General features: G+C 68.9%; 5 protein-coding genes. 1 reads left to right on the top strand and 4 read right to left on the bottom strand.

The window, feature by feature from the left end; translation table 11 throughout:
- The first annotated feature begins 2 nt into the window (after positions 1-2).
- The gene (locus ACPCUW_RS14770; protein WP_423425375.1) at positions 3-1,916 is read left to right on the top strand and encodes a vWA domain-containing protein; all 1,914 of its coding nucleotides are present in this window, start codon (positions 3-5) and stop codon (positions 1,914-1,916) included.
- A 72-nt stretch (positions 1,917-1,988) separates the two neighbouring features.
- Here ACPCUW_RS14770 and ACPCUW_RS14775 read toward each other — a convergent pair whose 3' ends face one another.
- The 4 genes from ACPCUW_RS14775 to ACPCUW_RS14790 form a co-directional block, all read right to left on the bottom strand.
- On the bottom strand, positions 1,989-3,122 hold the full coding sequence (locus tag ACPCUW_RS14775; RefSeq protein ID WP_423425377.1) for a polyprenyl synthetase family protein: 1,134 nt from the start codon (positions 3,120-3,122) through the stop codon (positions 1,989-1,991).
- A 149-nt stretch (positions 3,123-3,271) separates the two neighbouring features.
- Complete coding sequence (locus ACPCUW_RS14780; RefSeq protein ID WP_146098559.1) at positions 3,272-4,252, bottom strand: terpene synthase family protein; 981 nt, start codon at positions 4,250-4,252, stop codon at positions 3,272-3,274.
- Between the two features lie 578 nt (positions 4,253-4,830).
- The gene (locus tag ACPCUW_RS14785) at positions 4,831-5,433 is read right to left on the bottom strand and encodes a TetR/AcrR family transcriptional regulator (RefSeq protein ID WP_423425379.1); all 603 of its coding nucleotides are present in this window, start codon (positions 5,431-5,433) and stop codon (positions 4,831-4,833) included.
- Positions 5,434-5,442: 9 nt separating this feature from the next.
- Positions 5,443-6,306, bottom strand: a complete 864-nt coding sequence (locus ACPCUW_RS14790; protein WP_423425381.1) for an alpha/beta fold hydrolase — start codon at positions 6,304-6,306, stop codon at positions 5,443-5,445.
- Positions 6,307-6,397: the final 91 nt, after the last annotated feature.

Below are 6,397 nucleotides of genomic sequence, written 5' to 3' on the forward strand. Positions count from 1 at the left end.
GTATGTCGATATTGAGGAAGCTGTTGACGCTCGGGGCGGCAGCAGCGGCGGTTGCGCTCACCGCGGTTCCGGCGCACGCGCAACAGCAACCCGAGTACGCCCCCACCATGCTGGTGCTGGACGCCTCGGGATCCATGCGGGCTCCGGATCCCGCCGGCGGCACGAAACTGGATGCGGCCAAGGCCGCCGTGCACAGTTTCGTCGCCGCGGCCCCGGCCCGGTCGAAGGTGGGGCTGACCGTGTACGGGACCGGAACGGGATCCTCGGATGCGGAAAAGACCGCCGGATGCGCGGACGTGCGCACGCTGCACGGCGCCGACATCATCGACAGAGCGGCTCTGAATACCGCCGTCGACGGTGTCGAGGCCAGTGGATATACGCCGATCGGCGCCGCCCTGCGCGCGGCCGCCGACGCGCTTCCGAAGCAGGGCCCGCGGTCGGTCGTCCTCGTCTCCGACGGCGAAGACACCTGCGCGCCACCGGATCCGTGTGAAGTCGCCCGGGAACTCGAGCGTCAGGGCGCCACGATCGTGGTGCATGCCATCGGATTCGGTGTGGACGGGCCCGCGCGCAAACAGCTGACGTGCATCGCACAGCAGACCGGCGGTACGTACACCGACGCCGCCGACGGCACATCGCTCGAACGTGTCCTGCCCCGGGTGAGTCAGGCGGCGTTGCGCACGTACACGCCGGTCGGTGCGCCGATTTCCGGCACCACGACCTATCGGGACGCGCCGGTCGCCGGGCCGGGCCGATATCTGGACACGATCGCCCAGCACGAGACGAAGTACTACGCACTGGACGTGCCGCAGGGCGCGATGGCCTACTTCAGTGCGACGCTGGCCTTCCCGCACGTCCGGCAGAAACCGCCCGGCAACGACAACAGCGTTCTGTACCTGCGCGTCTACGGCGAGGATGGCAAGGACTGCAACGTATTCGAGTTCGAGCAGGTCGTGAACACCAGTGACGGCGTGGCACTGACCGTCACGAAGGCGTGGGACGGCGCGACGAAGACCGACTCCGGATCCGACAGCGCCGCGAACGCGTGCCGCGGCGGCGGTCGCTACTACTTCGCACCCGAGTGGCACGGCGTCGCCGACACCAGCCCGCAGCAGATGCCGATGGAGTTGCTGTTCGGAATCGAGCCCGCGGCCGGCGACCCCGGTCCGCCCGCCTCGGCCACACCGACGGCCTTCACGCCACCGGCCGGCAGTGCCGTCGCGGTCTCCGGAAATGGATCGTTCAATGCCGCAACGACATTGGAAGGTTCCGGTAGCTATTCCGACACCTTGCAGCGCGGCGAGTTCGTCTTCTATCGGGTCGCGCTCGGATGGGGCCAGGGCCTCGCATACCGGGTGAATTTCCTCGATTCCGACAAGCGCGGACTCGACGGTCTGTCGCGGGTCACGACCACGCTGTACTCGCCGATTCGCACCGAGATCGACCACGACTTCGGCAGCTACAACGGAGAATCGGCGACGATGCCGGCCGGTGGTCCGCTGGCGACGTTGCCGGTGCGCTACAGCAATCGCACGGCCGGGGACGCCAAGAGCGCCGAACAGAGCCTGGCCGGTTGGTACTACATCGCCGTCTCGGTCAGCGCCTCGAATGTCGAAGGACTCGGTGCGCCCGTCCCGATTCGCCTGGATGTGACCGTCGGCGGGGCTGCCGAGCCCGGACCGCGGTACGAATCCGCCACGCCGGCCGGCATATTCGGTGAGCATGCCACGCAGACACCGGAGGTTTCGTCCTCGTCGAACAACGGCAGGCAATCGCGGGCGTCGGCCGCCTCGGAATCCGGCGACGGGGTGTCGCCGACGGTCGTCGCGGCCGTCATCGCCGGCGTGGTCCTCCTCGGACTGCTGCTCGGCGCGCTGGTGGTGATACGAAGCCGCCGCAAGGACACCCGTCCCTAGGGCACCGCTACCGAGGAGCCGGCGGAAATCGAGGGCCGGTCCGTGATCGCTTGCGAGTGATCACGGACCGGCTCACCTGTTCCGCCGGACCACCACGTGAGCCAGGGTTTCGAGATCGCCCCCGGCGACGCCTGACGGCAGCCCGGCGAGCGCGGAACGCAATGCCCGGTCGGCGTATTCGCGGGTGAGTTCACGCCCACCGGCGGCGGCGACCAGTTCGGCGGCGCGCGCAACGTCGGCCGTGGTCATCGGACGTGGCTCGCGGTACAGCCGGGCCAATTCGCGGCCCGCGTCGGTGTCGGAGGCCAACGCGCACACCACCGGAAACGACCGCTTCCGGCCGGCCAGATCGCTGAGCGCGGGTTTACCGGTCACCGCCGGATCGCCCCAGATGTCGATGGCGTCGTCGACCAGTTGGAACGCCAGGCCGAGATTGCGGCCGAAGGTGTTGAACGCGGCCACCGTTCGCGAATCCGCGCCCGCGCACAACGCGCCCAGGGCGCAGGAACAGCCGAGCAGCACAGCGGTTTTGCCGGCCGCCATGGCCAGGTAGTCCTCGACGCTCACCTCCGGGCGGGTTTCGAAATCGCAGTCTTGATATTGGCCGTGGCACAGGGTCGCGGCGGTGCGGGCCAGCCGGATCACCGCGGCGGCGCCGGCCTCCTCCGGCACTCCGCCGTCGGAGAGCACCGCGAATGCCAAGGCCTGCAACGCGTCACCGAGCAAGGTGGCATTGGTGGTGCCCCACACCCGCCAGACCGTGGGTCGGCCGTGGCGCAGTGGATCGGCGTCCATCACGTCGTCGTGTACGAGGGAGAAGTTGTGCAGCAGTTCGACCGCGGCGCCCGCGTGTACGGCATCGGCGGCCGGTGCGCCGCAGGCGGCCGCGGCGGCCAGAGTCAGTGCCGGGCGCAGCCCCTTGCCGTGGGAGCCGGCGCGCAGGTTGCCCTCGGCGTCGCACCAGCCGAAGTGGTAACCGGCCATCCGGTCGAGGGGGTGGCCGAGGGTGGCGACGGCGGCCCGCAGGACCGGCGCGATCGCCGTGCGGGCATCGGCGAGAAGGGTCGCCGCGGTGCGCGCGCCCGGGGCGGCATCGGTAGTGGCGCGTGGACGGCGCCCGGGTTCACGGGCGACCGCGCAGTCCTTGCGGTCCGCTGTGGGAAGATGTTGCGCCGGAGAGTAAGTGGTGGGTTTGGATGCTCGCATTACCGGCCCCGCTCGCTAGGGCACAGCCGCCGCGCCCGCTCCGCGTCGCGGTCGGCGGTGCGTGAAGTATTCATCGTCGCACCGGAACCCGCGGGCCGGGCGATGGCCCGGGTTGCGTTTGCGCAACGCCTGCGCCCGCGGATTCGTCGTCAGGCCAGGGGAGCGCCGTGCTCGAGTGCCTCGCGCGGCGCGCTGGTGTAGCGCGCGGCCTGATAGTGGTAGTCGAAGTTGGCTCGGACGTATCGGGTGTAGCAGGTCGCGATGGTGAGGATATCGGTGCGGTCGCGGCCGGACAGTCCCGCCGCGTCGAGTTCGGCCGGCAGCGCGTCGATGCCCGCGAGCATGCGGCGCACGCATGCGGTGAGCATGCGGTCGACCACATCGACCGCACGATCCCGGTCGAGACCGAGCTGACGTTCGGCCAGCAGCACCGAGTTGTACAGATAATCCGACGCCTCGTCGGAATCGATGGACAGAATGTCGTTGAACAGGCCCATATGTTCGACGGATGCCTCCCGGATCGCGCGCAATGCCGGCAGCGCCCGCGCGCCCGCGCACAGGTCGACGCCCTCGGCGATCTCGCTGATATCGAGAAAGACGTACAGCGCCACCGAGTCCCGCCGGTGGGCGCGGTAGTCGTCCAGATCGGGATAGCGATCGGTGAGCCGCCCGATGCTCTCCGTGTAGTAGGTCCACAGCCATGCCGAGAGTTCGGTGCGCACCGCGTGACGCCACCGACTCGAGCGTCCCGCGCACAGTTCGCGCCACAGTTCGGCGAAGGCCACCGCGAGGACCCCTGTCGGTCGGGCGCCGGGTTCGAACACCTCCTCCAGTGCGGTGATGGTCGCCAATGTCCGTGCCGGGTCGGGAATTTCGATGTCGAACTGATCGTCGACGATGAATGCCCATGCGGTGAATCTGCTCAGCAATCCCAGCGCGTCCGCCTCGGCATACGGGCACCACAGCGCGTACATGCGAGCCGGCCGGGTCCGGCGCATGCGCCGGCGGGTCGGCTCCGAGGGAACCAGATCACAACGTTCGAGCCAGGCCCACATGGCCTGCTCGGCCTCCGATTCGGCGGGATTGGCCCCCTCCGAATCGAACGGCATGAAGAACTCAGTTACATGCATCGAAACCGCCTATCTCCCAAGCAGTTTAACGCGAGTACCGCAATCCGGGCATTCGGTTTGCGATATCGGGTCGATCCCGGGTGACGACAAGACGAAGTGCCACAACGGATTCGGATCGCAACCCCTCATGCACCTCGGCTCCCGACGGATTCGACCGAACAGTGGACAGCTCGCCCGAGTCGAGCGGCGGATACGCCACCTGCCCGGGAGCATTCACCCGGCGATCGTCGACGGCCGGCACGGAAGTCTGCCCGTGCCGCCCGGCCGGGGTCGGCGCGGCGCCGTACCCCACGGGAGGACTCGGCGGGCATTCGACGGCCGCATACGTGCGTGCGTTTCGTGCTCGGCGTGCAGCCGACGAGCGATGGCGGACACCGACCTCAGCACGATCGTGGCAATCGGGCACAGCATGCCGATCGGGTCGTCGCCCTCGATACTGCGAACAACTCATGGCCCCCTCGTTTCGCCACCCTCCGCGGGCGCCGCCAAGCTTACGGCAGGCTACCCGGCCGGCGCAGCGCGAACCGGGCCGGCGAATGTCCCGGAACCTCCGGAAGACAGCCCGAAAACCTTGCAGTTCAGCAGCTTTCGTCGGCGGCTCGCAGGGCATCGATTCCGGTGTCGAGCGCGGCCTCCAGGAAACCGATGTCACCGGTCGCCAGCAGGATGCCGACACCACCCTGGATTCCGGCCAGCAGTGCGGCCGCGGCGCGGCCCGCGTCGAGTCGCACCGCGATCTCGCCCTGGCTCTGCATGCCGCGGATGCCGCGCTCGATGTCACCGTGCCATCGGCGCAGCAGGGCGGCGCTCACCTGTTGGGCACCGGGAGTGGTGCGGCCGAGCTCCGACATCAGCACCGACAGGGGACAGAACCGGCCCTGCTCCCGGTACCGTTCGACCACCACGTCGCGCCAGCGCTGCCACGCCGCCCAGGAGTCCAGCGCGCCGAGATAGGGCTGCTGGTCGGCGAGCACCGCATCGGCCTCGTGCTGCGCGACCGCCAGCAGCAATTCCTCTTTGCCGTCGGGAAAGTAGTGGAAGAGCTGACTTTTCGATGTACGGGTGCGGGCCCGGATGTCGTCGAGGGTGGCGACGGTGACTCCGCGCTCACGGATTTCGGCGGCGGCGCCCTCGATGATGCGTTGCCGGGTGGCCGCCCCCTTGGCCGTCAATGGACTCACGAGTCCATTCTATGTGTCCTCGAGTGCCAGCATGGCGATGAGCAGTTGATCCCACGTGGACGCCGGCAGCTCGTGCCCGATGCCGGGCAGGGGAAGCAGATCGGCGCCCGGGATCTCCCGGGCCATGGCCTGTCCGTTGCCGTACGGGAAGAACGGGTCGTCGGTGCCGTGCACGACGAGGGTCGGCACGGTGAGCTCGCCCAGCCGCTCCCGCCAGCGCTCGCCCGCATCGACGAAGGCCAGGTTGAGCACGCTGGAGCCCATATCGGTGGTGCGATCGACCGTGCGCCGCGCCTGCCGTCGCGCTTGCTGTTCGTCGAAACCGTATGAGCCCGAGAGCATCCGGGCTTGTTCGACACGGTAGTCGATCACCGCGGCCCGGTCGGACCAGTCCGGAGGCGGTGTCGCGGCGAAGAAGCCCATGATCCGGTCGGAGTGGTCGGGCAGATCGGGGTCCGCGGGTCCGGGAGACGTCGGCCTGGTGTTGATCAACGTCAGGGCCGACACCCGGTCGTGGTGATCGAGCGCGGCGAGCTGACAGATCCATCCGGCCACCGAGAACCCCACCAGATGGGCTCGCCGGAGTTCGAAAAGATCCATCAGCCCGACCAGGTCGGAAGCCAAATCACGCAGGGTGTAGCCGGGGGAGCCGGTCGGGTAGGCGGTCGACCGGCCGGTGTCACGGATGTCGTAGCGCAGGACGTACCGGCCGGCGGCGGCCAGCCGGTCGCAGAACTCGTCCTCCCAGAAGAGCCCCGACGTGGACGGCAGCACCGCCGCGGGCCCTCGCCGGTCTCCGAAGGTGGACACACACAGGTCGATGTCACCGACGGCGACCAGATGCTCGGACGAGCGTTGACCATGAAGCGGCATGGGCGACTCCTCTGCGGTTGCGTCTGTGGAGGAGACTCCTTCCGCGGCCGAAACTCATCGGTCCGGGAGCCGGTTCACCAGCGGCGCCGCC

It is taken from the genome of Nocardia sp. AB354 (genome assembly GCF_049538315.1).
GTDB lineage: Bacteria > Actinomycetota > Actinomycetes > Mycobacteriales > Mycobacteriaceae > Nocardia > Nocardia nova.